Source organism: Ferrovibrio sp. (genome assembly GCF_965278975.1).
Lineage (GTDB): Bacteria > Pseudomonadota > Alphaproteobacteria > Ferrovibrionales > Ferrovibrionaceae > Ferrovibrio.
This window is the reverse complement of record NZ_OZ257126.1, coordinates 2,889,253-2,913,887: the sequence shown is the minus strand read 5'-3', so window position 1 is coordinate 2,913,887 and position 24,635 is coordinate 2,889,253. Positions and strand designations below refer to the sequence as shown.

General features: G+C 63.6%; 26 protein-coding genes. 10 read left to right on the top strand and 16 right to left on the bottom strand.

Features of this window, described 5'->3' with window-relative positions; all coding sequences use genetic code 11:
• Window positions 1-41: 41 nt before the first annotated feature.
• From mreD to ACQY7X_RS13965, 4 genes are all read right to left on the bottom strand, one after another.
• Window positions 42-560: a rod shape-determining protein MreD gene (mreD, locus tag ACQY7X_RS13980; protein ID WP_428246029.1), complete on the bottom strand. Its 519-nt coding sequence runs from the start codon at window positions 558-560 to the stop codon at window positions 42-44.
• A gap of 22 nt (window positions 561-582) precedes the next feature.
• Window positions 583-1,437 carry a rod shape-determining protein MreC gene (gene mreC / locus ACQY7X_RS13975; RefSeq protein WP_428246028.1) on the bottom strand — a complete coding sequence of 285 codons (855 nt, stop codon included), beginning with the start codon at window positions 1,435-1,437 and terminating at the stop codon, window positions 583-585.
• A gap of 58 nt (window positions 1,438-1,495) precedes the next feature.
• The gene (locus tag ACQY7X_RS13970) at window positions 1,496-2,542 is read right to left on the bottom strand and encodes a rod shape-determining protein (protein WP_341983492.1); all 1,047 of its coding nucleotides are present in this window, start codon (window positions 2,540-2,542) and stop codon (window positions 1,496-1,498) included.
• Window positions 2,543-2,646: 104 nt separating this feature from the next.
• Window positions 2,647-4,233 (bottom strand): 2-isopropylmalate synthase, encoded by a 1,587-nt coding sequence (locus tag ACQY7X_RS13965; protein ID WP_428246027.1) that lies wholly within the window; start codon window positions 4,231-4,233, stop codon window positions 2,647-2,649.
• 512 nt (window positions 4,234-4,745) lie between these two features.
• On the opposite strand from ACQY7X_RS13965, the gene ACQY7X_RS13960 reads away from it, so the two are divergent.
• Together ACQY7X_RS13960 and ACQY7X_RS13955 are read left to right on the top strand one after the other, a co-directional pair.
• The gene (locus ACQY7X_RS13960) at window positions 4,746-5,231 is read left to right on the top strand and encodes a helix-turn-helix domain-containing protein (RefSeq protein ID WP_428246026.1); all 486 of its coding nucleotides are present in this window, start codon (window positions 4,746-4,748) and stop codon (window positions 5,229-5,231) included.
• Between the two features lie 41 nt (window positions 5,232-5,272).
• Complete coding sequence (locus ACQY7X_RS13955; RefSeq protein ID WP_428246025.1) at window positions 5,273-6,370, top strand: hypothetical protein; 1,098 nt, start codon at window positions 5,273-5,275, stop codon at window positions 6,368-6,370.
• On the opposite strand, the gene ACQY7X_RS13950 is transcribed toward ACQY7X_RS13955, so the two are convergent.
• On the bottom strand, window positions 6,367-7,554 hold the full coding sequence (locus ACQY7X_RS13950; protein WP_428246024.1) for a pentapeptide repeat-containing protein: 1,188 nt from the start codon (window positions 7,552-7,554) through the stop codon (window positions 6,367-6,369). The genes ACQY7X_RS13955 and ACQY7X_RS13950 overlap by 4 nt on opposite strands.
• A gap of 240 nt (window positions 7,555-7,794) precedes the next feature.
• Between ACQY7X_RS13950 and ACQY7X_RS13945 the strand changes: the two genes are divergently transcribed.
• Complete coding sequence (locus ACQY7X_RS13945) at window positions 7,795-8,397, top strand: methylated-DNA--[protein]-cysteine S-methyltransferase (protein ID WP_428246023.1); 603 nt, start codon at window positions 7,795-7,797, stop codon at window positions 8,395-8,397.
• A 144-nt stretch (window positions 8,398-8,541) separates the two neighbouring features.
• Here ACQY7X_RS13945 and ilvC read toward each other — a convergent pair whose 3' ends face one another.
• From ilvC to miaA, 4 genes are all read right to left on the bottom strand, one after another.
• Complete coding sequence (gene ilvC / locus ACQY7X_RS13940; RefSeq protein WP_428246022.1) at window positions 8,542-9,564, bottom strand: ketol-acid reductoisomerase; 1,023 nt, start codon at window positions 9,562-9,564, stop codon at window positions 8,542-8,544.
• Between the two features lie 43 nt (window positions 9,565-9,607).
• Entirely contained in the window at window positions 9,608-10,126 is a 519-nt protein-coding gene (gene ilvN / locus ACQY7X_RS13935) for an acetolactate synthase small subunit (protein ID WP_428246021.1), read from the bottom strand.
• A 32-nt stretch (window positions 10,127-10,158) separates the two neighbouring features.
• Window positions 10,159-11,940: an acetolactate synthase 3 large subunit gene (locus ACQY7X_RS13930; protein WP_428246020.1), complete on the bottom strand. Its 1,782-nt coding sequence runs from the start codon at window positions 11,938-11,940 to the stop codon at window positions 10,159-10,161.
• Window positions 11,941-12,005: 65 nt separating this feature from the next.
• Window positions 12,006-12,986, bottom strand: coding sequence for a tRNA (adenosine(37)-N6)-dimethylallyltransferase MiaA (gene miaA / locus ACQY7X_RS13925; RefSeq protein WP_428246019.1), 981 nt, complete (start codon window positions 12,984-12,986; stop codon window positions 12,006-12,008).
• Window positions 12,987-13,013: 27 nt separating this feature from the next.
• On the opposite strand from miaA, the gene serB reads away from it, so the two are divergent.
• Together serB and ACQY7X_RS13915 are read left to right on the top strand one after the other, a co-directional pair.
• Window positions 13,014-13,913: a phosphoserine phosphatase SerB gene (gene serB, locus ACQY7X_RS13920; protein WP_428246018.1), complete on the top strand. Its 900-nt coding sequence runs from the start codon at window positions 13,014-13,016 to the stop codon at window positions 13,911-13,913.
• Window positions 13,914-14,148: 235 nt separating this feature from the next.
• Complete coding sequence (locus ACQY7X_RS13915; protein ID WP_428246017.1) at window positions 14,149-14,418, top strand: hypothetical protein; 270 nt, start codon at window positions 14,149-14,151, stop codon at window positions 14,416-14,418.
• Window positions 14,419-14,433: 15 nt separating this feature from the next.
• On the opposite strand, the gene ACQY7X_RS13910 is transcribed toward ACQY7X_RS13915, so the two are convergent.
• Window positions 14,434-15,369 (bottom strand): threonine/serine dehydratase, encoded by a 936-nt coding sequence (locus ACQY7X_RS13910; RefSeq protein ID WP_428246016.1) that lies wholly within the window; start codon window positions 15,367-15,369, stop codon window positions 14,434-14,436.
• A gap of 86 nt (window positions 15,370-15,455) precedes the next feature.
• Here ACQY7X_RS13910 and ACQY7X_RS13905 point away from each other — a divergent pair, with 86 nt between their 5' ends.
• Together ACQY7X_RS13905 and ACQY7X_RS13900 are read left to right on the top strand one after the other, a co-directional pair.
• On the top strand, window positions 15,456-15,653 hold the full coding sequence (locus ACQY7X_RS13905; protein WP_428246015.1) for a twin transmembrane helix small protein: 198 nt from the start codon (window positions 15,456-15,458) through the stop codon (window positions 15,651-15,653).
• A 4-nt stretch (window positions 15,654-15,657) separates the two neighbouring features.
• Window positions 15,658-16,227: a cob(I)yrinic acid a,c-diamide adenosyltransferase gene (locus ACQY7X_RS13900; protein ID WP_428246014.1), complete on the top strand. Its 570-nt coding sequence runs from the start codon at window positions 15,658-15,660 to the stop codon at window positions 16,225-16,227.
• A gap of 6 nt (window positions 16,228-16,233) precedes the next feature.
• Here the strand turns inward: ACQY7X_RS13900 and ACQY7X_RS13895 are convergent, their stop codons facing one another.
• Genes ACQY7X_RS13895 through ACQY7X_RS13885 form a run of 3 tightly spaced genes read right to left on the bottom strand, consistent with a single transcriptional unit; the run spans window position 16,234 to window position 18,183 of the window.
• Window positions 16,234-16,728 carry an Hpt domain-containing protein gene (locus ACQY7X_RS13895; protein ID WP_428246013.1) on the bottom strand — a complete coding sequence of 165 codons (495 nt, stop codon included), beginning with the start codon at window positions 16,726-16,728 and terminating at the stop codon, window positions 16,234-16,236.
• The gene (locus ACQY7X_RS13890) at window positions 16,725-17,213 is read right to left on the bottom strand and encodes a response regulator (protein WP_428246012.1); all 489 of its coding nucleotides are present in this window, start codon (window positions 17,211-17,213) and stop codon (window positions 16,725-16,727) included. The genes ACQY7X_RS13895 and ACQY7X_RS13890 overlap by 4 nt, the downstream gene beginning before the upstream one ends.
• A 43-nt stretch (window positions 17,214-17,256) precedes the next feature.
• Window positions 17,257-18,183, bottom strand: a complete 927-nt coding sequence (locus tag ACQY7X_RS13885; protein ID WP_428246011.1) for a LysR substrate-binding domain-containing protein — start codon at window positions 18,181-18,183, stop codon at window positions 17,257-17,259.
• A 102-nt stretch (window positions 18,184-18,285) separates the two neighbouring features.
• Between ACQY7X_RS13885 and ACQY7X_RS13880 the strand changes: the two genes are divergently transcribed.
• Window positions 18,286-19,197, top strand: a complete 912-nt coding sequence (locus ACQY7X_RS13880; RefSeq protein WP_428246010.1) for a DMT family transporter — start codon at window positions 18,286-18,288, stop codon at window positions 19,195-19,197.
• Here the strand turns inward: ACQY7X_RS13880 and ACQY7X_RS13875 are convergent.
• Together ACQY7X_RS13875 and ACQY7X_RS13870 are read right to left on the bottom strand one after the other, a co-directional pair.
• The gene (locus tag ACQY7X_RS13875; protein WP_428246009.1) at window positions 19,109-19,975 is read right to left on the bottom strand and encodes a sulfite oxidase heme-binding subunit YedZ; all 867 of its coding nucleotides are present in this window, start codon (window positions 19,973-19,975) and stop codon (window positions 19,109-19,111) included. The genes ACQY7X_RS13880 and ACQY7X_RS13875 overlap by 89 nt on opposite strands.
• 83 nt (window positions 19,976-20,058) lie before the next feature.
• On the bottom strand, window positions 20,059-20,466 hold the full coding sequence (locus ACQY7X_RS13870) for a hypothetical protein (RefSeq protein ID WP_428246008.1): 408 nt from the start codon (window positions 20,464-20,466) through the stop codon (window positions 20,059-20,061).
• Between the two features lie 141 nt (window positions 20,467-20,607).
• Between ACQY7X_RS13870 and ACQY7X_RS13865 the strand changes: the two genes are divergently transcribed.
• Both ACQY7X_RS13865 and ACQY7X_RS13860 read left to right on the top strand, forming a co-directional pair.
• A complete protein-coding gene (locus tag ACQY7X_RS13865; protein WP_428246007.1) occupies window positions 20,608-21,693 on the top strand; it encodes a malate/lactate/ureidoglycolate dehydrogenase in 1,086 nt (361 codons plus the stop codon).
• Between the two features lie 18 nt (window positions 21,694-21,711).
• Window positions 21,712-22,497, top strand: coding sequence for a 2-keto-4-pentenoate hydratase (locus tag ACQY7X_RS13860; RefSeq protein ID WP_428246006.1), 786 nt, complete (start codon window positions 21,712-21,714; stop codon window positions 22,495-22,497).
• An 8-nt stretch (window positions 22,498-22,505) separates the two neighbouring features.
• On the opposite strand, the gene amt is transcribed toward ACQY7X_RS13860, so the two are convergent.
• Window positions 22,506-24,554, bottom strand: a complete 2,049-nt coding sequence (gene amt, locus ACQY7X_RS13855) for an ammonium transporter (protein WP_428246005.1) — start codon at window positions 24,552-24,554, stop codon at window positions 22,506-22,508.
• Window positions 24,555-24,635 lie beyond the last annotated feature (81 nt).

The window sequence follows — 24,635 nt, the reverse complement described above, 5'->3', positions numbered from 1 at the left end:
CAAAGCACTCATATCGGCACGCCCATCATGTCGGCGCCCCATCATGTCGGTAGACCGGGGCGCAGGTAGCGCTGCTCCAGGCGGCTGAGCAGCCAGTAGATCGCCGGATAAAGGCCAAGCGAGAGCATGAGTTGCGCCAGCAAGGGGCGGAAAGCATGGAGCTGCCAATGCAGCAGGCTGGCTATCACCCAGCCGATCAGGCTGGCACCGATGGCAACCAGGGCGAAGGCCCACCAGTTGACCAGGAACGAGGAACCGAGAAAAACGCGGCGCTGCGACACGCCGAGTTCATGAGTGAGCAGCAGGATCAGGGCATTGAGGCCAAGCGGGCCGGCCGTGATCAGATCGACCACTAGGCCGATCAGGAAAGCACCCAGCATCGACATCAGATCAGCGCGGAAGATGCTCCAGTAGAACACCGCCATCAGGGCCAGCGCGGGGGAGATGGTAGCGAAATACGGCAGGCCGACCGGGGCCAGGCCCACCGCCACCAGCAGCAGGCAGGAAACGATGGGCAGGAAGCCGCGCATCCGGCGCGTTGCAGTTGCCAGGGGCTTCATGGCCGCGCCCCGGTTGCCGAGGTCACGGCTTGCGCGCGGCTGACCGCGGCGCCTCCTCGGTATCCAGACGGGTCTCGTCGAACTGCACCACGCGCAGGAAATCCAGGCGACCAAGATCGACGAAGGGCCGCAGCCGCACATTGCCTTCCGAGGCGGAGACGATTTCACCCACCGGGATGCCGGCCGGGAACTGGCCGCCATCGCCGGAGGTGACCACCATCTGGCCAACCTGCGGCTTGGCGCCGGCAGGCAGGTATTCCAATCTCGGCTGCTGGGAATTATCGCCGGCCAGCACGGCGCGGTGGCCGCCTTCCTGGATCATCACCGGCAAACGCGAATTCAAGTCGGTAAGCAGCAGGATGCGCGCGGCACGCTGGCCCACTTCGGCAACACGGCCGACATAGCCGCCCTCGCCGATACTGGCCTGGCCCTTCTTCACGCCGTCCTTGGCGCCAATATTGATCAGCGCGGTACGCACGAACGGGCCGCCGCCATCGGCGATGACGCGGCCAGTGACAAAGCTGTGGCTCAGATCCGGGCCGGCCGAAAGCAGACGGCGGAGGCTGGCATTATCCTGCTCCAGGCGGCGGGCCACGTCCTGCCATTGCAGCAGGCGGGCATTCTCGACGCGCAGGCGGACGTTTTCCTCATGAGCGAACAGCAGGTCGTCGACGATGCCGACGATATTACCGACGAAGGCGATGGGCTGTGACACCGCCGACAGCACCGGCTCGAACATATCGGCCGTGACGGCGCGCACGCGCTCCACGGCGGGACGGTCGATGCGGCTGAGCAGGATAAGGCCAAGCGCGGCGCCGACCAGCAGCAGGAACGCAAAACGCTGCGCCAGCGCCTTGATCGGCGCTGCCAGCCCCATGCCACGTCCGCTCCTCAACCGCATCTAAGCCCCTCGTTGCGGCCCGCCCTGCTTCACTTTAGTAGGACGGATTGTAGAGAACCTGCTTGAACGTCGTCTTCATGCCTTCCAGCGCGCGCCCGGTACCCAGCGCAACGCAGGACAGCGGTTCGTCGGCGATGGTCACCGGCAGGCCGGTGGCATGCCGCAGCACCAGATCGAGATTGCCGAGCAGCGCGCCGCCGCCGGTGAGCACGATGCCCTTGTCGACGATATCGGCAGCGAGTTCCGGCGCGGTATGCTCCAGCGCCACCTTCACCGCCTCGACAATGGCGCCGACCGGCTCGGCCAGGCTTTCGGCGATCTGGCGCTGGTTGATCACCAGTTCCTTCGGCACGCCATTCATCAGGTCGCGGCCCTTGATCTCCATGGAGAGGCCATTGCCCTCTTCCGGCGGACAGGCGGAACCGATCTGCTTCTTGATGCGTTCGGCCGAAGCCTCGCCCACCAGCAGGTTATTGTTGCGGCGGATATAGGCGATGATCGCCTCATCCATCTTGTCGCCGCCGACGCGCACGCTGCGCGAATAGACGATACCGCCGAGCGAGAGCACCGCCACTTCGGTGGTGCCGCCGCCGATATCCACCACCATCGAGCCGGTCGGCTCGGTGACCGGCAGGCCGGCGCCGATGGCAGCCGCCATCGGCTCCTCGATCAGCTGCACGCGGCGGGCACCCGCCGACTCGGCGGATTCCATGATGGCGCGGCGCTCCACGGCGGTGGAACCCGAAGGTACGCAGATAATCACCTGCGGCGACGCAAAGCTGCGGCGATTATGCACCTTGCGGATGAAGTGCTTGATCATCTCCTCGGCGACATTGAAGTCGGCGATGACACCATCACGCAGTGGGCGGATGGCCTCGATGTTGCCCGGGGTGCGGCCCAGCATCTGCTTGGCCTCGTCACCAACCGCCAGCACTTCCTTCTTGCCGCGCACGTTGCTGATCGCCACCACCGAGGGCTCGTTCAGCACGATGCCACGGCCCTTCACATAGACCAGCGTGTTGGCTGTGCCGAGGTCGATGGCCATATCGGCCGACATGAAACCCATCAATCGCGAAAACATCGACACTTCACCTCTTGAACCAGATATTCGGGCCGTTATGCGGCGTCAGGACTGGATAAGCAAGGCTTCGACCCCGCTATTTCCGTGGCCTTTACGCCAGGGGATCACGCACTCAGCGCCGCCGGCGCGGTTTTCTCCCGCTTCACCAGCAGCTTGTTCAACGCATGGATATAGGCACGGGCCGAAGCCACCAGGGTATCGGCATCGGCGCCTTGTCCGTTCACGGTTTTTCCACCTTCCGCGAGTCGCACCGTCACCTCGGCCTGGGCATCGGTGCCCTCGGTCACCGCATGGACCTGATAGAGCTGCAGCCGGGCTTCATGCGGGAACAGGGCCTTGATGGCATTGAAGGTGGCGTCCACCGGGCCATTGCCGGTGGCCTTGACGGCCGCGGCCTTGCCATCGATTTCGAGTTCCAGTTCCGCCGATTGCGGGCCCTTGGAACCGGCCACCACCTGCAGGCTCTGGAAGCGGATGCGGTCGTTGCCACGGCTCATGGTGTCGTCGACCAGGGCCAGCAGATCCTCGTCGAACACATCCTTCTTGCGGTCAGCAAGATCCTTGAAGCGCGCGAAAGCATCGTTGAGCTGGTTGTCGGCGAGCGCGAAGCCGAGCTCCTCCAGCTTCTTGCGGAAGGCATGGCGACCGGAATGCTTGCCCATCACCAACGTCGAGCGGTTCAGGCCAACCGATTCCGGCGTCATGATCTCGTAGGTGCCGGCATGCTTGAGCATGCCATCCTGATGGATGCCACTTTCATGCGCGAAGGCATTGGCGCCGACGATGGCCTTGTTCGGCTGCACATTGAAACCAGTGACCGACGAAAGCAGCCGTGAAGCCTTGGTGATATCGGTGGTGCGGATGCCGGTATCAAACGCCATCGCATCGCCGCGCGTGCGCAGCGCCATCACGATCTCTTCCAGCGCTGCATTGCCGGCACGTTCGCCGATGCCGTTGATGGTACATTCCACCTGGCGCGCGCCACCGATAACAGCAGCAAGGGAATTCGCCACGGCAAGGCCAAGGTCATTGTGGCAATGCGCGGAAAAGCGCGCCAAATCGCTGTTTGGCACGTTTTCGATGAGATAGCGCATCAGCTTGGTATATTCCGCCGGCACGGTATAGCCGACCGTATCGGGCACGTTGATGGTGCGTGCACCGGCCTTGATCGCACTTTCGATCAGGCGGCAGAGGAATTCCGGATCGGAGCGCGTGCCATCCTCGCAGCTCCACTCCACATCGTCACACAGATTACGCGCATGAGTAACGGAATCGATCACCGCCTGATGCACCGCATCGGGCTCCATCTGCAGCTTGTACTTCATGTGCAGCGGGCTGGTGGAGATGAAGGTGTGGATGCGCGCGCGCTTCGCCGGCTGCAACGCTTCCCAGGCGCGGTCGATATCCTTGCGGCCGGCGCGGCTGAGACCGCAGACGATGGAATTCTTTACCCGCTTGGCGATTTCATGCACGGCCTCGAAATCACCGTTCGAGGCGATCGGGAAACCTGCCTCGATGACATCGACGCCCATCGCTTCCAGCGTCTCGGCGATGCGCAGTTTCTCTTCAAGATTCATCGAGCAGCCGGGCGATTGCTCGCCATCACGCAGCGTGGTGTCGAAAATGATGACGCGTTCGCGCGCCTGGGGCTTCGAGTCGCCGCTCATGCTGTTCGCTGGATTGATATTCATGACAGGCCCTCTCCACCCTGACGCCAAACAGCCACGGCAACGGGCGCTGCGGCCCGGGCCGCGCGCCAATGCCCGCGCCGAACCCGATCCGGCCAATATTTCCGTGGTTTAGCGATAGTGTACACGCTTCGGCGGGTCCTCGGCAAAGGCGATCCCGGCAGGCCGGGAAAACTGGAATACGGGATGGTGACGCCTAACACTGTGCTTTGCCGGGCTTAAAAGAGCGTGAACGATTAACCATGTCAGGTTGCCGTCCGATTACGGCAATTTGATGGTAATACAACCGAAAAGGCTATGGTTGCGCTAACCAAGACTCAGCGTAACCAATGATATAGGCGGAACAACAGCGATATTAGCGATAATTAACGCGTAACTCCTTAAATCCAAAGATAAAATCCCGACTACAAGATGCTTAGTGGGCATCCGACAGGTGGGACACAAAACTACATTTCTGATTTGTCAAATGTAGTCATCCACGCAGTCGATATGCCCGATTCTGGAAGGAGATTACCGTGCCGACCACCATCGAGGGCAGCACTGCCGGCCGCTCCAAGGGCGCCAAGAGTCGCGGCCCCAACCAGTTCGACAGCCATGTCGGCCGTCGGCTGCGCGCCGCACGCACCCTTGCCGGCATCAGCCAGACCCGGCTGGGCGAGGCAGTCGGCCTCACCTTCCAGCAGATCCAGAAATACGAAAAGGGCATGAACCGCATCGGCGCCAGCCGGCTACAGCAGTTCGCCCATATCCTGAATGTACCGCCATCCTATTTCTTCGAAGGCCAGATGGATGAGGCGGCGGCAATCGCGGCCGCGCCGGTTACCGATGAAATCGACGCCGAGACTTCGGGCCGGGTGTCGCAGCGCCAAGCCATGGAACTGGTGCGCTATTTCAGCCGCATCGACTCGAAAAGCCTGCGCCGCCATATCTTCGATCTGGTGAAAGCCGCCGGCGCCCAGCCTGGCGAAGCGCCCGGCCCGTCTCTGGAAGAGATCGTCTGACGCCAAGCTGCATCGAAGGCCAGGCCTTCGATTGAGGATTCATGCAAGGCGAAGAACGCAGCAGCGATAGCGCCGGCTATGGCGAAATCTACAATGTGCTGTTCGATCTGTGGCGTTTTGGCAGCAACGCTCTGGTCGGCTGGCGCCCAAGCCGGCTCGGCATCGAGGTGATCACCGTGCCGAAGGTGCGGCTGTTCTTCGCCGATACCGCGAACCCGCGCATCTTCGCCGGCAGCCGCCAGATGGGCGGCCATACCTTCGATATGGTGGCGCAGGAACTGGACGTGCAGCCGATCGAGATTCGCCTTGATCAGGCTATCGGCACCGAACCGGGTGAAGCGCATCCCGACCGCGTTGATGAGCTTTTCGCTGCCTTCGCGGTGACGCAGACACAGCACCGCGCCGTGCTGCTGATCGACATCGTCGGCTTCTCGCATCGCAGCCCGGCGGAACAGGCAGCACAGCTCGCTACGCTGGAATTCGCCATCAACCTGGCCGAAGAACTGAGCCGCAAGCGCGGCCTCAGGGTGGAGCTTGCCCGCACCACGACCGGCGACGGCTTCTATGTCTGGAACCGGCTGAAAGGCTTCACCGAGGATATCGATTTCTTCTGCTGCTTCGCGCTGTTCGTGATGATGTTCAAGACGCTGGAGCGCACATCGCGCATATCGGCTGCAATCCCGGAACTGCGCCTCTGCCTCGGCATCGGCAGTCATTTCCAGTATGGCCAGCCCCGCGCCGGCGGCGGCCTGGCCGGCGAATTCATTGTCGGCAATGTCACCATCGAAGTGGCCCGCCTGATCGGCGCCGCCAAGGCCGGGCAGATTCTGGTTGGTGATTTCCGCCGCCCGATCTCGGAAGGCGGAGCACTTTGCGGCACGGAAGTATTCCTTGCCGCCGTCTCCGAACGCATCGCCGGGCTTGGTGAAATCCGCCTGCTGAATGTGCCGCTGGACCGTCTGGCCTTCTATCTCACCGGGCCGCGCGCGGTGGATGGCAGCTACCCACCCCAGGCGATCACAGTTCATGACAAGCACGGCTTCCAGCATCGCTGCTTCAATGCCAAGCTGAACGCGCATCCGCTTGGCGCCGAACCGATCTTCGGTGGCCTGCAGCACACCGACATGGCAGAGGCTTAAGGCTTCACGCAGGCTGAGATATCGAAGCCATCGAGTTCGGCGCGCACCAGATCGGCATCGGTGAAATTGGTGGTGAATTGCCGGCCAGTGAACTGCCCGGTTGGGCTGTAGATCGGCACACTGCCGCTTTGCGCACCGCGGAAATTCGATAGCCGGAGAGTCGCGCCGGTGAAATTGGTGCCGCTTATCCGGGCCTCGGTGAAATCGGCACCGATCAGCTTGGCAGCGGTAAAATTGGTCAGCACCATGGAAGCGGCAGCAAACCGCGAACCACAGAGATCGGCGCCGCTGAAATCCACAGCATCCAGCATCAGGCCGGAGAAATTGAAATAGCGCAGCGTCGCATCCTTCAGGATCAGTCGGCACCCCTGCTGGCCGCGCGACTCCACCCAATCGGTATGGGAGAGCAATTCGTTCTTGAGGAAATCCGGGAAATCCTGCGGCTCGGTGAGTACCGGCGGGCTGGCGGTGAGTTCTTCCAATGCCACGCCCTTGATTACTGCATTGGCGAATTCGGTGCCTAGACTGACCACGCCGCTGACCGTGGCGTTGACGATCTGTGCGCCTTCCAGATTGGTGCCGATCAGCTTGGTGCCGATCAACTTGGTATCACCGAGATTGGCACCGGAAAGATTGGCATGGGAAAGATCGGTATTGCGCAGATTGGTGCCGAAGAAATTCGCCCCCGAGAGATCAGCACCGATCATGCTGGCGCCGGAAAGATCGACCCCGGAAAATTCGGCCCGCGAGGCTGTGGCGAATTCCAGCAGGCAATCGGTGAGGTCGGAAGCTTCTAGCCCGGTGCGGCCACCCTGTGCCCCCATCATCACACCGCCACGGAAATCCGCTCCGCTGAGCTTGGCATGATTGAGATTGGCACCTTTCAGATTGACACCGCGCAGAATCGCGTTGGTCAGGTTGGCATGCTTGAGATCGGCCTGGGAAAGATTGGCGCCGAACAGATCGGCCTCCACCAGATCAGCATTGGCCAGCCTGGCGCGCGTCAGGTCCGAGCCGGACAGTTTTGCTTTGGTGAGAACACGGCCTTCGAAATTGGCACCGATCAAGCTCTTGCGGGTGAAGTCGATGACCTTGACCGTCGCTGGCGCGCGGGAGCGGAAGCGCTCCTCCATGCGCACATCGAAGCCAGGGCCATCTGGCGGGGTGCGGTCATCAAGCGGCATGCGTGGGCGTCCTGCGCCGGCGACGCGGCATTGCTGGTTAACGCGCAATATTAGCGTTGTTTCCAGGCAATTCTACTACTGACTATATCGAATTTATGCTGCGCTAACGCGCCTATCGGCTGAGCAGAATCCGTCAGATTTATGCCGCGAGTTTGTGCTTTCTGGCTAAACCTGAATGGGTTTCGGCAACCAGTGTATTGACTGACGCCGAGGATGACCGACCCTTGAGTTGCAGCAGTTGTGAAGGCCGTCGACATCGAGCCGGAACAGAGCCTTTCGTCTGGCCTCATCGCCCGCCACAATCGGGCAATGAACGGCGCAGTTTTCACCCTCGATACCCTCCAGACACCCATCGGCATGGCCCTGATCGCGACTGACGATCAGGGCCATTTGCGTATCCTCGACTGGCAGGAGCATGAAGTACGCATGCGCCGCCTTGTCGGGCGGCAATACAAGAGCGGCCTTGATCTGGTGCCGGGCCGCGCGCCGGCAGCGATCCGCAAAAATCTTGCGGCGTATTTCAGCGGCGAACTCGGCACGGTCGATGATATTCCCTGCGCCTTCGGCGGCACGGACTTCCAGCGTCAGGTCTGGCGGGCCCTGCGCGAAATTCCCGCCGGTACCACGCTCAGCTACGGCGCCATGGCCGCCCGGCTCGGATTACCGCCAAGCACCGCCCGTGCCGTCGGCCTCGCCAATGGCGCCAACCCGATCAGCGTCGTGATCCCCTGCCACCGACTGATCGGCGCCAACGGCGCCCTCACCGGCTATGGCGGCGGCCTGCATCGCAAGCAATGGCTGCTGCGGCATGAGGGAGCGATCAGCCATGCGCCACTTGAATGAGATGCCCGGGTCAGGCCCGGGCATGACGCCAACTCATTTGAATCGTCATTCGCGGGCTGGACCCGCGAATCTCATCAAAACACAGGAAACAAAAAAACGGCCGCCGGATTGCTCCGGCGGCCGTCTTGTTTCGGCTGGCAGGCCTTAGTTCGAGCGGTTCTTGTCGACCAGCTTGTTCTTGGCGATCCACGGCATCATGGCGCGCAGCTTGGTGCCGACTTCCTCGATCGGATGCGCGGCCATCTTGGCGCGGGTGGCCTTGAACGAGGTCTGGTGCACCTTGTTCTCCAGCATCCAGTCACGGGCGAAGCGGCCTTCCTGGATGTCGGCCAGCACACGCTTCATCTCGGCCTTGGTCTCGGCGGTGATGATGCGCGGGCCGGTGACGTATTCGCCATACTCGGCGGTGTTGGAGATCGAGTAGTTCATGTTGGCGATGCCGCCTTCGTAGATCAGGTCCACGATCAGCTTCACTTCATGCAGGCACTCGAAATAGGCCATTTCCGGGGCATAGCCAGCCTCAGTCAAGGTCTCGTAGCCGGCCTTGATCAGTTCGACCAGACCGCCGCAGAGCACAACCTGCTCGCCGAACAGATCGGTCTCACATTCCTCGCGGAAGGTGGTCTCGATGATGCCGGCCTTGCCGCCGCCATTGGCCGAGGCATAGGACAGCGCGATTTCCAGGGCATTGCCCGAAGCATTCTGGTACACGGCAACCAGCGACGGCACGCCGCCGCCCTTCAGGTATTCCGAACGCACGGTGTGGCCCGGACCCTTCGGCGCGATCATGAACACGTCGATGTCCTTGCGCGGCTCGATCAGGTTGAAGTGGATGTTCAGGCCATGCGCGAAGGCAAGGGCGGCGCCTTCCTTCATGTTGTCGCGCAGGTCGTTGTTCCACAGGTCGGCCTGGCCCTCATCCGGGGTCAACACCATGATCACGTCGGCCCACTTGGCGGCCTCGGCGGGGGTCATGGTCTTGAAGCCGGCATCCTTGGCCTTCTTGTTGCCGATCGAGCCCTTGCGCAGCGCGACGGCGACGTTCTTCACGCCGCTATCCTTGAGGTTCTGGGCATGGGCATGGCCCTGGCTGCCGTAGCCGACGATGGCGACCTTCTTGCCCTTGATCAGGTTCAGGTCGGCGTCGCGGTCATAGTACACACGCATGGTTTCTTCTCCCTTTAATGCGTCGTGGTTTGCAATAGATCGGTTAGAGGGCCTGCGGGCCGCGGCTGATCGCGACCACACCGGTACGCGATACCTCGACCAGGCCGAGCGGCTGCATCAGCTTGATGAAGGCATCGATCTTCTCCGGCGTGCCGGTAACCTCGAAGACGAAGGATTCGATGGTGGAATCGACCGCGCGGGCGCGGAAGATATCGGCGATGCGCAGGCTCTCGACTCGCTTGTCGCCAATACCGGCCACCTTCACCAGTGCCAGTTCGCGGGCGATATGCGGGCCTTCGACCGAGAGATCGTGCACGCTGTGCACCGGCACCAGGCGGCCGAGCTGCGCCTTGATCTGCTCGATCACCGCATCGGGACCGGAGGTAACAATGGTGATGCGCGAGAGATGGGCGGCATGCGACACCTCCGCCACCGTAAGGCTCTCGATATTGTAGCCGCGACCTGAAAACAGGCCGACGACACGGGCGAGGATGCCGGGTTCATTATCGACCAGCACGGAAAGGATATGCGACTGAACCGGCAGCGTGACTTGCGCGAACATGATTGTAGTTTCCCGTATTCCTTGATCGGCGCTCAGACGAGCGCCATGCCCTCTTCGCTCACCGCCGGCTCTGGATCAGCATCGCCGTGGTTGGGCAGGATCATTTCGTTATGGGCGGCGCCCGACGGCACCATCGGGAAGCAGTTCTCGTTCTTCGAGACCGCAACATCGACCAATACCGGCCGGTCGATCTTGATCATCTCGTCGATCACGCCATCAAGGTCGCCCGGCTTGGTGCAGCGCAGGCCGACGCAATGGAAGGCTTCCGCCAGCTTCACGAAGTCCGGCAGCGCCTCGGAATAGCTCTCGGAATAGCGGCTGCCATGCAGCAATTCCTGCCACTGGCGCACCATGCCCATATATTCGTTGTTGAGGATGAATACCTTCACCGGCAGGCGGTACTGCGCCGCGGTGCCGAGTTCCTGGATATTCATCAGGATCGAGGCTTCGCCGGCAATATCCACCACCAGCTTGTCGGGATGGCCAAGCTGCGCGCCAATGGCTGCCGGCAGGCCGTAGCCCATGGTGCCAAGGCCGCCCGAGGTCATCCAGCGGTTCGGCTCATCGAACTTGTAGAACTGCGCCGCCCACATCTGGTGCTGGCCCACTTCCGTGGTGATGTAGGTCTCGCGGTGCTTGGTCTTCTCATACAGCCGCTGGATGGCATATTGCGGCTTGATGATCTTGTCGTCCTGGTTGAAGCGCAGGCAATCGCGGGCGCGCCACTGATCGATCTGCTGCCACCAGGCATCCAGCGCCTTGGTCTTGGGCTTGTAACCGGCTTCCTTCCACACCGCGATCATGCGTTCCAGCACGCGCGCGGCATCGCCGACGATGCAGAGATCGGCGCGCACCGTCTTGTTATGCGACGACGGGTCGATATCGACATGGATCTTCTTCGAACCCGGCGAGAAGGCGCTGAGGCGGCCGGTGATGCGGTCGTCGAAACGCGCGCCGAGATTGATCATCACGTCGCAATCATGCATGGCATGATTGGCTTCCCAGGTACCGTGCATGCCCAGCATGCCGAGGAACTGCCGGTCGCTGGCCGGATAGGCGCCAAGGCCCATCAGCGTCGAGGTGATCGGGAAACCGGTGAGCTTCACCAATTCGCGCAGCAGCCTGGAAGCCTTCGGGCCGGCATTGATGATGCCGCCGCCGGTATAGAAAACCGGGCGCTCGGCCTGCGCCATCAGCGCCACCGCCTCGCGGATCTTGTTGTCGTCGCCTTCCACGCGGGGGCTGTAGGTCTTGTGGCGCACATTGGCCGGGCCGGTATAGGGGCCATGCGCCACCTGCACGTCCTTCGGCAGGTCGATCACCACCGGGCCGGGGCGGCCATTGGTGGCGACATAGAAGGCTTCATGGACAATGCGCGCCAGATCGGCCGGGCTCTTCACCAGGTAGTTATGCTTGGTGCAGGGCCGGGTGATGCCGGTGGTGTCACATTCCTGGAAGGCATCGGTGCCGACGAGATGGGTCGCCACCTGGCCGGTCAGGCAGATGATCGGGATCGAATCCAGCAGCGCGTCGGTGAGGCCGGTGACCGCATTGGTGGCGCCGGGGCCGGAGGTGACCAGCACCACGCCGGGCTTGCCGGTGGAACGGGCATAGCCCTCGGCGGCATGCACCGCGCCCTGCTCATGGCGCACCAGCACATGGCGGATGGCGTTCTGCTTGAACAGGGCATCGTAAATCGGCAGTACCGCGCCGCCCGGATAGCCGAAAATGACCTCGACGCCCTGATCTACAAGCGCCTTGATCACCAGCTCCGCGCCGGACATGGTCTGCTGTTCACGCTGCTCGGTCTGCATAACTCCATTCCTTAAGTTGCGGGCACACGAAACCCTCGCGCACCCCTGTAAAAAAGCGCGCCACCCTAAACACCGCCATACCCGGCGGTCAACAGGTATCCCACAAGAAATGGAAAGATTCTTGCCTCTGGGTTGAAATTTTCTTTCTCCCCGAGGTCGGTTTCCTCAACCAGCTCTGCCGGCATCTGGTGCCGGAACCATGTGGTCTGGCGCTTAGCGTAATGTCTTGTATTCGTTTGGGCAATCTCTATTGCCTGGGCCAGCGTCAGTTCACTACGCAGATGCCGCAGCAATTCCGGCAGGCCATGCGCCTTGCGCACCGGGGCGTCGGGGGGAATATCGCACCGTTCCGCGAATTTCCGGGCTTCCTCAAGGGCGCCGTTGGCGATCATGGCCTGGAAGCGCCGGTCGATCCGGGCATAAAGCGGCCCACGCGGCGGCCGCAGCAGGATACGGTAGACCGGGTTGGGCAGGCCCGGATCGGCCGCCTCGCGCTGCCAGGCGGTGAGGCCCCTGCCCGTGGCGCACCAGACTTCCCAGGCCCGCAATACCCGCTGGCTGTCGCCGGGTTTCAGCCGGGCGGCAGTTTCCGGGTCGGCCTCGGCCAGCCGGGCATGCAGGCCCGCGGCGCCCAGTTCCTCCAATGCCGCCACCGCATCGGCGCGGATATCGGCCGGGATGGCCGGAATCCGCGCCAGCCCCTCGGTCAGCGCCCGCAGATACATGCCGGTGCCGCCACAGAGAATCGGCAGCAGGCGCTGGCTGGCAGCTTCAGCGATGGCCGCGCGGGCCAGGGCGCACCAGCGCGAAGCCGTGCCATGCTCGGCCGCATCCAGCACACCGTAGAGCCGGTGCGGCGCGCGGGCTTCCTCCTCCGCGCTGGGCCGCGCCGTCAGCACATGCAGGTCGCGGTAGACCTGCATGCTGTCGGCATTGATCACCATGCCCCGGAACCGCTCGGCAATCGCCAGCGCCAGGGCGGACTTGCCGCTGGCAGTCGGCCCGGCAACGATGACAAGCGGCAGGCTGGAGGGTATATCGATCATCCGTTCTTCTTACCCTGGTTGGCCGCCATGCAAAACATCCTCACCCTGATCAGCGACCCGCGCGGCGGCATCCTGAGCGAACGCATGGCCGGCGCCGTGCGCGACGCCCTGGCGCTGGCCGGGGCCCGGGTGGCCAAGGCCGACTGGCTCGATCCCGGCGTGGCCTGCGATATCCCGTTCGACCGCATTGCCGCCGCAGCCGCCGTCAATGCCGCCAAGGTGGCGCTGCGCGGTGCCCCGGTGGACCTGCTGGTGGTGAACCCGGAGAACCGCCGCAAGCAGGTGCTGGTGGCGGATATGGAATCCACCATCATCAAGAACGAGATGCTGGATGAACTGGCCGATATCGCCGATCTCGGACCCGGCATTGCCGATATCACGCGCCGCGCCATGAACGGCGAACTGGATTTCGAGGCTGCCCTGCGCGAGCGCGTGGCGCTGCTGAAAGACCTGCCCGAGGGCCTGCTCGATCGCGCCGCCGCGCGTATCCAGCCGATGCCGGGTGCCACCACCCTGCTGCGCACACTGAAAAGCCATGGCGTGTATTGCGCCCTGGTCTCGGGCGGCTTCGATTTCTACACCCGGATGATCCAGGAGCGTTTCGGCTTCGATGAGCAGCAGGCCAATCATCTGGTCGTCACCTTCGACAAGCTGGCCGGCAGCGTGCGCGAGCCGATCCTGGGCCGCGAGGCCAAGCTGGACGCCCTGAAGCGCATCGCCATCGCGCGCCATGTCGAACTGGGTGACTGTCTCACCGTGGGTGACGGCGCCAATGACCTCGCCATGCTGCAGGCCGCCGGCTTAGGGATCGCCTTCCGCGCCAAGCCGGTGGTGCAGGCCCAGGCGCGCTTCAGCATCCAGCATGGCGACCTCACCGGCCTGCTCTATGCGCAAGGCTATCGCCGCGACGAGATCCTTGGCCGCTAGCGGCCAAGTGAGGGGTGAAATCCTGGGGCGTTGACATCGCTCCGTTTACGCCCTAGCTTTCCCGCCATGCACAGCCGCACCGTCTTTAACTATTGGTATTTTACACTGCTGACATAGCGGTGACGGTTCGTATGTGACAAACGACCCAATGCCGCCGCAGCCCACCGGCGGCATTCGTTTTTTCCAGACAATTCGATGCTTCCGGCCTCCGGCGGAAAACCCAAGGAGAAGTACCGTGAGCACGATTACCGTATCGAATGAAACCCTGGACCTGCCGCGCGAGGCCCTGCGCCAGGGCATGGACCTGGTCGACCTGCTGGTCACCACCCGGCTTGCCAATGACCGCAGCGATGCGCGCCACCTGATCCGCTCCGCCAAGGCACGGCTGAATGGCCGCGTAGTGGCGCATGAAGGCGTCATCGCCGGGCTCGACGATCTCGACACCAACGGCCTGCTGCGGCTTGCCGCAGGCGACGGCGCCGAAATGCTGGTCCGCGCGGCTTAGGCCTGCATGTAGGCCCTAAATCTGCATGTAAGTATGGTCGGCGGCATTGCCGCCGCAGACCATGACACCGATGCGCTCATTGGCGCCGGGCTTGTAGGCGCCGCTGAGCAAGGCGGCAAAGGCCGTGGCGCCACCGGGTTCGGTGGCCAGCCGCAGCGTGTCCCACAAAGCCTTTTGCGCTATGCGTATCGCGTCGTCAGGCACCAGCACGCTCTCCGCTACGAATTGCTGCGCGATCGGGAACATCAGTTGCCCGACCTGGCGCGGCGCCAGCGAGTCTGCTGCGATGCCGCCGGCCGGTGCATCCACCGGCTGCCCGGCCTTGAGCGCCAGATGCAGCGTCGGCGCGGTTTCCGGCTCCACCGCAATGACGCGTGTGCGGCCCCCATACCAGGCGGCAATGCCGCCGATGAAACCGCCGCCGCCCACCGCCACTAGCACGGTATCGAGTTCCGGCGCCTGCTGTTCAAACTCAAGGCCGCAGGTGCCCTGTCCCAGCAGGGTTTCCGCCTGATCGTAGGCATGCACCGGCAGTGCGCCGCTCGCCGCGCGCCAGGCTTCCGAGGCCGCCAGCGCATCGGCATAGCGTTCGCCTTCGATCACCAGGTCGGCACCATACGCGCGGATGCGTGCGATCTTCGAGGGCGAAGCCACGCTCGGCACATAGATGCGCGCCGGCAGGCCCAGCCGCATCACGGCATAGGCCACCGCCGCGCCATGATTGCCGCCGGAAGCCGCCACCACACCCGCTTTGGGCACATTGCTGCCCAGCAGATTGGCGAAGGCGCCGCGCGGCTTGAACGAGCCGGTATGCTGGAGCAATTCCAGCTTGAGTTGGATATCGCCACCCTGCAGACCGAAATCGCTGGCCGCCACCGCGATCACCGGTGTGCGCCGCACATGCGGGCGGATACGGCCTTCGGTAGCGGCGATGCTGTCGCGGTCGATCATCGAAAGGTTCCTTCTGCGGCGGTATGCCGCCCTGTGCTAGCCGGGCCAGGGCTGGACCGCAAGCCGGGGCGCGCTATGATCGGGCCATGAATTCATTCGTCCATGCCATGATCCCGGTTGCCATCGGCGCCACGTTCGTCGTGCTGTGCATCGGCATCTATGCCCTGTTCCGCGGCGGGCGGTTCAACCGCTCCTATTCCAACCTGCTGATGCGCTGGCGCATCCTGCTGCAATTCATCGCCATCTGCCTGATCGCGCTGGCCGGTCTGGTATTGGGCAAGTAGCACCATGGTCAAGCTCGACAAGATCTATACCCGTGGCGGCGACAAGGGCCAGACCTCGCTGGTTGATGGCACCCGCGTGCCGAAGCATGATTTGCGCGTTGCCGCCTATGGCACCGCCGACGAGGCCAATGCCGCGCTCGGCCTGGCACGGCTGCACACCCAGCAGCTAGCCGAACTCGATGCCATGATCGGTCGCATCCAGAATGACCTGTTCGATCTTGGCGCCGATCTCGCCACGCCGGAGCAGGAAGCGCCGAAATGGGAGCCGCTGCGCATCGTGCAGGCCCAGGTGGATCGCCTTGAAGCCGAGATCGACGCGATGAACGCCCATATCCCGCCGCTGCACTCCTTTATCCTGCCGGGCGGCTCACCGGCTGCCGCCTATCTGCATCTGGCGCGCACGCTGTCGCGCCGCGCCGAACGGCTGGCGGTGGAACTGGCCGAGCGCGAGGCAATCAATCCGATGGTGGTGAAGTATCTCAACCGCCTGTCCGACCACCTGTTCGTGGCCGCGCGGCACGCCAATAACAATGGCGCCGACGATGTGCTCTGGGTGCCGGGCAAGAACCGCTAAATATAGTTAGAGTTCACTGCCGGTTTCATCCGCCACCTTCTGACGGATCACACGCAGGGATTCCATCAATTCGCGGCCGATGGCGCCGCCATCGCCCTTGATATCGGCGCCAACCACGGCGCGGAGCGCATCGACATGGGTGCGCACCAGCGGCAGGCGGCTTTCATCCACATCCTTGATCATGTCGAGCAGCTTGCAATAGGAGTCGCAGACCGCCGTGACCAGCGGATAGCCGAAGGTGCCGCCCTGGCCGCGCAATTCATGCGCCACGCGGCGCAGGTCGAGCAGGTAACGCTGGCGGCCTGCAAGGTCGGTCTCGGCTTGGCGCAGCAATTCGATGATATTCTGCGTGTCGCGCTTGAGGATGCTGCCGAATTCATTCTTCAGCGCATCGACACGCTGGTCTGCGGTCTTCAGCATGTCGTCGGCATTCTTGCCCACCGCTCGGGCCTTGCGCGCGATCAGGTTGGGATTGCCGATGAATTCAACGTCGTCGCTCATTGGTCTTCCTTGCGCCGCTTCGGGCCGCGGTAGCTTTCCGCCCGGCGCCGCCGGCGGTCTGGACCGAAGAAACTCTTGGTCTTTACGAACTGCCGGGGCCGCTCGATCACTTCCACAACACGGCCGTACAACGCCTGGGCCGAGATCGGCTTGGCGAGAAATTCGGTGACGCCGGCATCGCGCGCGGTGAAGATGTTGGTGCGCGTGGTGTTGGCGGTAAGCATGATGATCGGCAGCAGCCGCATCGACTTGTTGGCGCGGATACGGCGGATCAGTTCGATGCCGGATTTCTCGCCCATGTCCCAGTCGCTGATCACCAGATCGACCGCGATTTCGGCAAGCTGTTCCAGCGCCTGATCGACACTATCGGCCTGCGCCACATTACGCACGCCGATGCCGTTCAAGGTATTGGCGACGATGTTGCGCATGAACCGGTTGTCATCGACCACCAGAACACTGACTGAACCAAGATCATAAAGCTGCATCGACCGCGACTGCCCCCTCTCGCGGGCCGGGATTTTACCTGCCTTACCCAGCCGCCACAATCGCTGATTGGGTTGCAACCGTATCATTCAATGCCTCGCGGATATGCTCGCGCAATGCGATTGCAGCCCGGCTGGGACCGCCCCCGGCCTTGACCGGCGGCAGATGCAGGCAGATCGCGGCACGCGGCAGCGGCGGGAAGCCGTCGGCGACCCCAAGCGGGCGCAGGTCACGGGCCATGGTGCCGGCCTTGAACACCGAAACCGCCAGCCCGGCCCGCACTGCCGCCTCCACCGCCGCGTAATTGGCGCTGAGATAGGCCAGCCGCCATGGGATACCGGCCTGATCCAGCGCCGCGATGGCCCAGGCGCGGAACAGACAGCCGCTGGGCGACAACGCCAGCGGCAATGGCCGCCGCTGCACTGCCTCCTGCTGGCGGAGGGCATGGCCGCGCGCCGTGGCCCAGACCGGCGTTTCGTAGCGCAGCAATTCACCTGTGCTGCCATCCAGTTTGCTGGCCTCGTGCATGACAATGGCAAGATCGAGTTCGCGGCCCAATTGCCTGGGCATTTCCGCCGTCAGGCCAGTGATCACCTCCACCTCGATGCCGGGATGGCTGGCAGCGAAACGCGCCAGGATCGGCGGCACCAGGGTGGCCGAGTAATCCGCCATCACACCGAGTCGCACCCGCCCCCGCAGGCCGGGCCGCGCCACGCTCTGCAATGCCTCGCGCTGCAGGGCCAGCAGGCGCCGGGCATAGCCCAGCATCGCCTCGCCCTCTGGCGTGGCGGCAATCTGGCGGCGGTCACGGTCCAGCAGCTTCACGCCGGCCACCGCTTCCAGCCGCTGCACCTGCATGCTGACGGCGGATTGGGTGCGGTTCAGCGCCCGGGCCGCCGCCGTGAAGCCGCCCAGGTCCAGCACCGCCACGAAGGCGGCGAGCAGGTCGGGATCGAGACGCGCCTCCATCATCAATTTCCTTGATAGAAATAATTCAAAACATTCATTTCCATGATGATGCGACATCCGCCAGGATCGGGCAACCACAAATCGCCTCGCCCTCGCCCAAATACCATGACCCTGCTCGCCACACGCCGCCCGCTGCTCGGCCTCGTCGCCGCCTGCTGTTCCAGCCTGCTGGGCGGCAGCGCCGTGGTCGCCACCCGCTATGCCGTTGCCGGTCTCGATCCGGTGGCGCTGGCCGCTTTGCGCTATGGGCTGGGCGCCATCGTGCTCGGCGCCCTGGTTCTGCTGCTGCGGCGGGCCAGGCGGCTGGAACGGCGCGACTGGCTGGCGGTATTCCTGCTCGGAGCGCTGTTTTTCGCCGCCTTCCCGGCCCTGTTCAGCGCCAGCCTGGCCTATACCTCGGCGGCACGCGGCGCGCTGGCGCTCTCCACCCTGCCGTTTCTTACCCTGCTCTGTGCCGCCGCCCTGGGCCGCGAAAGGCTCACCGCCCTCAAGCTTGCCGGCGTGCTGCTGGCCTTGGGCGGCGTCAGCCTAGCGCTGATCTCAGGCCGCGACATGGCGGCACCCGATGGTGCCTGGCGCGGCGATCTGCTGATGGTGGCCACCGCCCTGCTCGGCGCCGTGTTCAACGCCCTGGCACGGCCTTATATGGCGAAGTACGGTGCGCTGGGGTTCACCGCCTGGGGCATGCTGTTCGGTGCCCTGCTGCTCAATGCCATCGCCTGGGGCGAGCCTTCACGTCAGGCGGCCGCAGCACTGCCGCCGCTGGCCTGGGCAGCCATCGTCTATCTCGGCATCATTGGCGCGGCGCTGATCTTCTATCTCTGGAGCCTGGGGCTGGAACATGCCTCGCCGACCCAGGTGGCGATCACCGTGGCGCTCAATCCGGTGAGCGCGATGACACTGGGCGCGCTGCTGCTGAACGAGCCGGTCAGCGGCGCACTGCCGCTGGGGCTGGCGGCGATCCTGCTCGGGATCGCCTGTGCCAACTGGCCCGCGCCTGCACCAGCAAGGCCATAGCCAGCGCCGCGCCCAGCGTGAGCCAGCCGGGCGAGATGCGGAAATCGAACATCCAGTTCGCCGCCAGCAGACGCCGCCAGGGCAATTGCGTGCAGCAGGCGGCCCAGGCCAGTTCGGCACCCGCCGCCGCTAGGCCGGCAAGCAGCGCCAGCGGCCAGGCTTCCCAGGCCTTGCGCATGCGGCCCATGGCATAGGCCAGTCGATAGAGCATCAGCCAGAGGAAGATGCCGACCTGCAGCATCGGCGGATCGATCTCGCGCTTGGCCTGCAGCAGGTAATGCACCAGGGCCAGCACGGCGATGGCATAGACGATACGGTGCAGCCGGCCCCAGGCCTTGCCGCCCATCCGGCGGATCGCCGCATCGAATGATGTGATGCCGAGCGCCAACAGGCCGAGCAGCGCAACGAAACCGATGGTGAGATAGATGCGCAACACAATCTCGGTGGCGACGCGGACCAGATCGAATTTCAGATCGGCGATATAGATGCAGAGATGCAGCAATGCATAGGCCATGGCGGCAACGCCGATCTGGCGCCGCAGCCTGATCAGCGCCGGCCAGTCGAACAGGCGGCGCAATGGCGTGACGCTGAGCGAGCCCAGCAGCAGCCACACCGCCCAGCGACCAGATTCATGGGTCAGTTCCTCGATCGGGCGCGGTCCCAGATAATCCAAGGCCAGCCGCGCCACCAGCCACAAGCCCGGCAGCCAGAGCAGCAGGAAGCAGGTGGATTTCAGCGGCGACAGGCGACCGTCGCGTTCTTGCCAGGGGAAAGCCATGGCCGGAAAATCGCAAGTGCCTGCGACGAAGGCAAGCGTTCAATCCCTCACGATCAGGCGAGGGAGGCTCACGATAGGGAGAGCTATTTTGCCTTCAGGCAGCGCGCCACGATCTGGCCGCAGGCCACCAGGGTTTCCCGCCCGGTGGCGGTGCGGCCCTTCATCGCCACTTCAGTAACGCGGCCCTGGCGCAGGGCGAAGGTGGTCTCGCAATAGCGGAAATACTCATAGTCGCCACCCGGCCGGCTCAGCGGCGAGTAGTCACGGTCGGTGCCGCTGTTCATCGAGGCATAGGCCGAGCTTTCGCGAAAATAGCTCAGCAGGTCGACACCGTTCTCGCGGTTGCGCGCCGTCGGCTCGCCAGCACAGCTCAGCAGCTGCTGCTCGGACAGGCCGACCAGTTCTTTCTGGCCGCGCAGGGCAAGTTCTTCCTGACCGGATGCGCAGCCGGCAAGCAGGACCAGAAAGGCAAGCGGGAGAGCATGTTTCATGGCGGCGGAGCATGCCGGAAGCGGCAGCCGCCGTCAAACACCAGGATCACTGGCGCCGCAATTGCGGCCCCTGCCCCATTGCGTTACAGCTTAGCGTGAGAAGCGCCCCAGCGCCGCCAGGAGGAACCCCAGGAGAGGAACATGGCCGAGTATGTGACGGTAATGCCCGAAGCCCTGCGCCAGACGGTGCGCGCGGTATGCCGCCAGGGTGGCAGCAATGAGCGCGAAGCCGCTTTGGTGGCCGACAATCTGGTGCTCGCCAACCTGAGTGGCCATGACAGCCACGGCGTCGGCATGCTGCCGCAATACTGGCTGGCGGTGCATGAGAAGCGGCTGCAGGTGAACCAGAGCGCCCGCATTGCCCTGGATAACGGGGCCATGGTCACCATCGATGGCGGCTATGGCTATGGCCAGGTGATTGGCCATGAGGCGATGGAGCTGGCGATCCTGCGCGCCCGCGAGCATGGCGTCTGCGTGATGGCAATCCGCGAAAGCCACCATATCGGGCGCATCGGTCACTGGGGCGAACAATGCGCTTCCGCCGGCATGATCTCGACCCATTATGTGAACGTGGTGAACCGCTCGCCGCTGGTGGCGCCGTTCGGCGGCTCGGATGCACGCTTCGCCACCAACCCCTATTGCTGCGCCATTCCCGGCCGTGGCGATGCCGAACCCATCGTGCTGGACATGGCGACCAGCACCATCGCCATGGGCAAGGTGCGCGTGGCGATGAACAAGGGGGAAGAAGTGCCGCCCGGCATCCTGATCGACAACCAGGGCCGCCCGACCACCGATCCGACGGTGATGTTCAACCAGCCGATTGGCGCCATCCGCGCCTTCGGCGAACATAAGGGCTTCGGCCTGGCGCTCATCGCCGAGCTTCTGTCCGGCCCGTTGAGCGGCGGCGGCACTGGCCGCAACCGCTGGGATGTCGGCACCATCACCAACAACATGCTCTCCATCGTGTTCGATCCGGCACGGCTTGGCGGTGCAGAAAACTGGCAGGAAGAAACCGAAGCCTTCGTGAAGTTCGTGAAGGATTCGCCACCCTCGCCGGATAATCAGACCGGCGGCGTGCTGGTGGCCGGCGAGCCCGAACGCCGCATGCGGGCCGAGCGCAATGCCAAGGGCATCCCGATCGACGTGACGACCTGGAACGAGATCGTTGCAGCGGCGGAAATGCTCGGCCATAAGGCTGGCGAGACGCGCCGCCTTGCCGGCCTTTAGATATTCAAGGAGACCATGATGAGTGACGCGATTGCCCAAGCCGCCGAACGCCTGCGCCAGGCGGAAGCCAGTGCCACCGCCTGCGAACCGGTGCGCGGCCTGCTCGGCACCGAGACCGATCTGCGCACGGCCTATGCCGTGCAGCGGGCCAATCGCGAGTATTTCATCAAGCAGGGCCGCCGCCTGATCGGCCGCAAGATCGGCACCTCCAGTCCGGCGGCGCTGAAGATGTTCGGCATCACCGCGCCGACCTACGCCATGCTGTATCACGACATGGTGCTGAATGATGGCGACACCATCCCTGCCGGACGCCTGATCCAGCCGCGCCTGGAAGCGGAAGTGGCGGTGGTGCTGGAACGCGACCTGGACATGCCGAACCCGACACTGGTGGATACGCTGCGTGCGGTGGGCTATGTGGTGCCGGCCATCGAAGTGGTGGACAGCCGTATCATCAATACTGCCAACAATATTGTCGATCTCGTGGCCGACAATGTCAGCGGCGCCTTCTTTGTGCTCGGCAGCGTGGCACGCAAGCTGGATGGCCTGGACCTGCGCCGTGCCAATGGCATGCTCTATCGTGGCGCCGAGGTGATCGGCCAGGGCACCGGCGCGGCAGTATGGGGCAATCCGATCAATGCGCTGGCCTGGCTGGCGGCAAAACAGGTGAAAGCCGAAATGCCGCTGCGTGCCGGCGATGTGGTGATGACCGGCACCTATTGCCCGATGCAGCCGGCCAAGCCGGGTGATGCCATCGCCGTGGAGATCGAAGGCCTGGGCCGCTGCGAAGTGAACTTCGCCGCCTAGGTTCGCACTTAAGCTTCTGCGCTACGGCTGCGCGGAAAGCGCAGTGTCACCGTGGTGCCGTGACCTTCGCGGCTATCAATGGTGAGCGACCCCTGGTGCAGCCGCATCAACGACTGCACCAGCGGCAAGCCAAGGCCAGCACCGCCATAGCTCTTGGAGAGATGGTGATGGAGCTGCACGAAGGGCTCCAATGCGCGCGGCACGTCCTCCCGCTTCATGCCGATGCCGGTATCACGCACCCGGATGGCGAAACGGCCATCGCCCTCAACCTCTGCGCCGAGCGTGATACTGCCACCGGCCGGAGTGAATTTCAGCGCATTGGACAGCAGGTTCAGCAGCATTTGCCGCAACGCACGGATATCGGCGCGCAGATAGGGCAAACCCTCGGGCAATTCCGCCATTAGAATCACCCCGCTCTCCTCGGCTTTGTCGCGCAGCATGCGCAGCACGGCATGGCTCTGCTCGTAGATATCGGCTTCCTCTTCCGTCAATTCAACACGGCCAGCCTCGATGCGGGTATGGTCGAGCAGATCGTTGACCAGGCTGAGCAGGTGCTTGCCGCTGGCCAGGATATCGGCGGCATATTCCTTGTAGCGCCCATCGCCGAGCTTGCCGAATAATTCACCGGAGAGTATTTCCGAAAAGCCGATGATGGCATTGAGCGGCGTGCGCAATTCATGGCTCATGTTGCCGAGGAAGGCGGTCTTGGCCTGGTTCGCCGCTTCCGCTTCACCCTTGGCCTGTTTCAGCGCATCGATCACGCGCTTGAGTCGCTCGGAATCGCGATTCACGCGCTGGATGACGCGATTATACTGCATGGCGATGGGTTCGACCTCGGAGCCAACCACCACATTCACCGGCGCATCAAAACGGCCCTCGACGCGATGGCGCTCCATGTCATTGACCAGATCGAGCATCGCCGAGGTAGCGCCATGCTCGGCCTGGTTCAGGCCGACCTGCTCGGCCTCCGGCGATACGCGCAACGGATGGAAGTGATTGATGATCTTGAGCACCACATAGGCAAGACCGAAGCAATACACGGCCGCAGCGGCACAGCCCAGAAGCTGGATACCGAATTGCGTGATGCGGTCATGCTGCACCGGCCAGGAGGCGGGATCGCCGAACAGGGCCACGGCCAGCGTGCCCCAGATGCCGGCGCCAAGATGGGCCGGCACGGCACCAACGGCATCATCGATACGGAGCCGCTCCAGCCATTCACCCAACAGGATCGCCACCACCGCGCCAACACCGCCGATGATCACGGCTGCCAATGCCGAGGTGTCATGGCAATTGGCGGTGATGGCGACCAGGCCAGCCAGGGTGCCATTGAGGAAATCCTCGACGCGCGGCAGCGGGTACATCAGCCGCGAGGCAATCAGCCCGGCGACACCGCCGGCGCAGCCGCCAAGCGTGGTGTTGATCAGCACGCTGGGCACATCCGCCGACATCGCCAGCGTGCTGCCGCCATTGAAGCCAAACCAGCCGAACCACAGCAGCATGACGCCCAGGGTAGACATCGTGAGGTCATGGCCACGAATCATCGCCACGCCCTTCTTGAAGCGGCCCATGCGTGGCCCGATCACCAGGATCGAGGCCAGCGACACCCAGCCGCCAACCGAATGCACCACGGTGGAGCCGGCGAAGTCGATGAAACCGAGCTTGACCAGCCAGCCGGCCTCGCCGCCAAGCTGGCCGCTATTCCAGGCCCAATGGCCGAATACCGGATAGATCAAACCGGAAATGATGACCGTGATGATGACATAGGAGCTGAAGGCGACACGCTCGGCCACCGCGCCCGACACGATGGTGGCTGCCGTGCCGCAGAACATGAGCTGGAACAGTAGGAAGCCGCCAACCGACGCATCCTGGCGTGCGTCATACATCCAGGCCGAGGCACCGACCCAGCCATTTGCACTGATGCCAAACATCAGCGCGAAGCCGAACATCCAGAACAACAGACCGGCGATGCAGAAATCGACCAGATTCTTCAACGCCACGTTGATGCTGTTCTTGGCCCGGACGAAACCGCTCTCCAGGCAACAGAAACCGGCCTGCATGACAAAAATCATGCAGGTGGCCACCATGATCCAGACAAGGTCAACGCGCTCTATCGACATGGATACCGGGGGACCGCGACA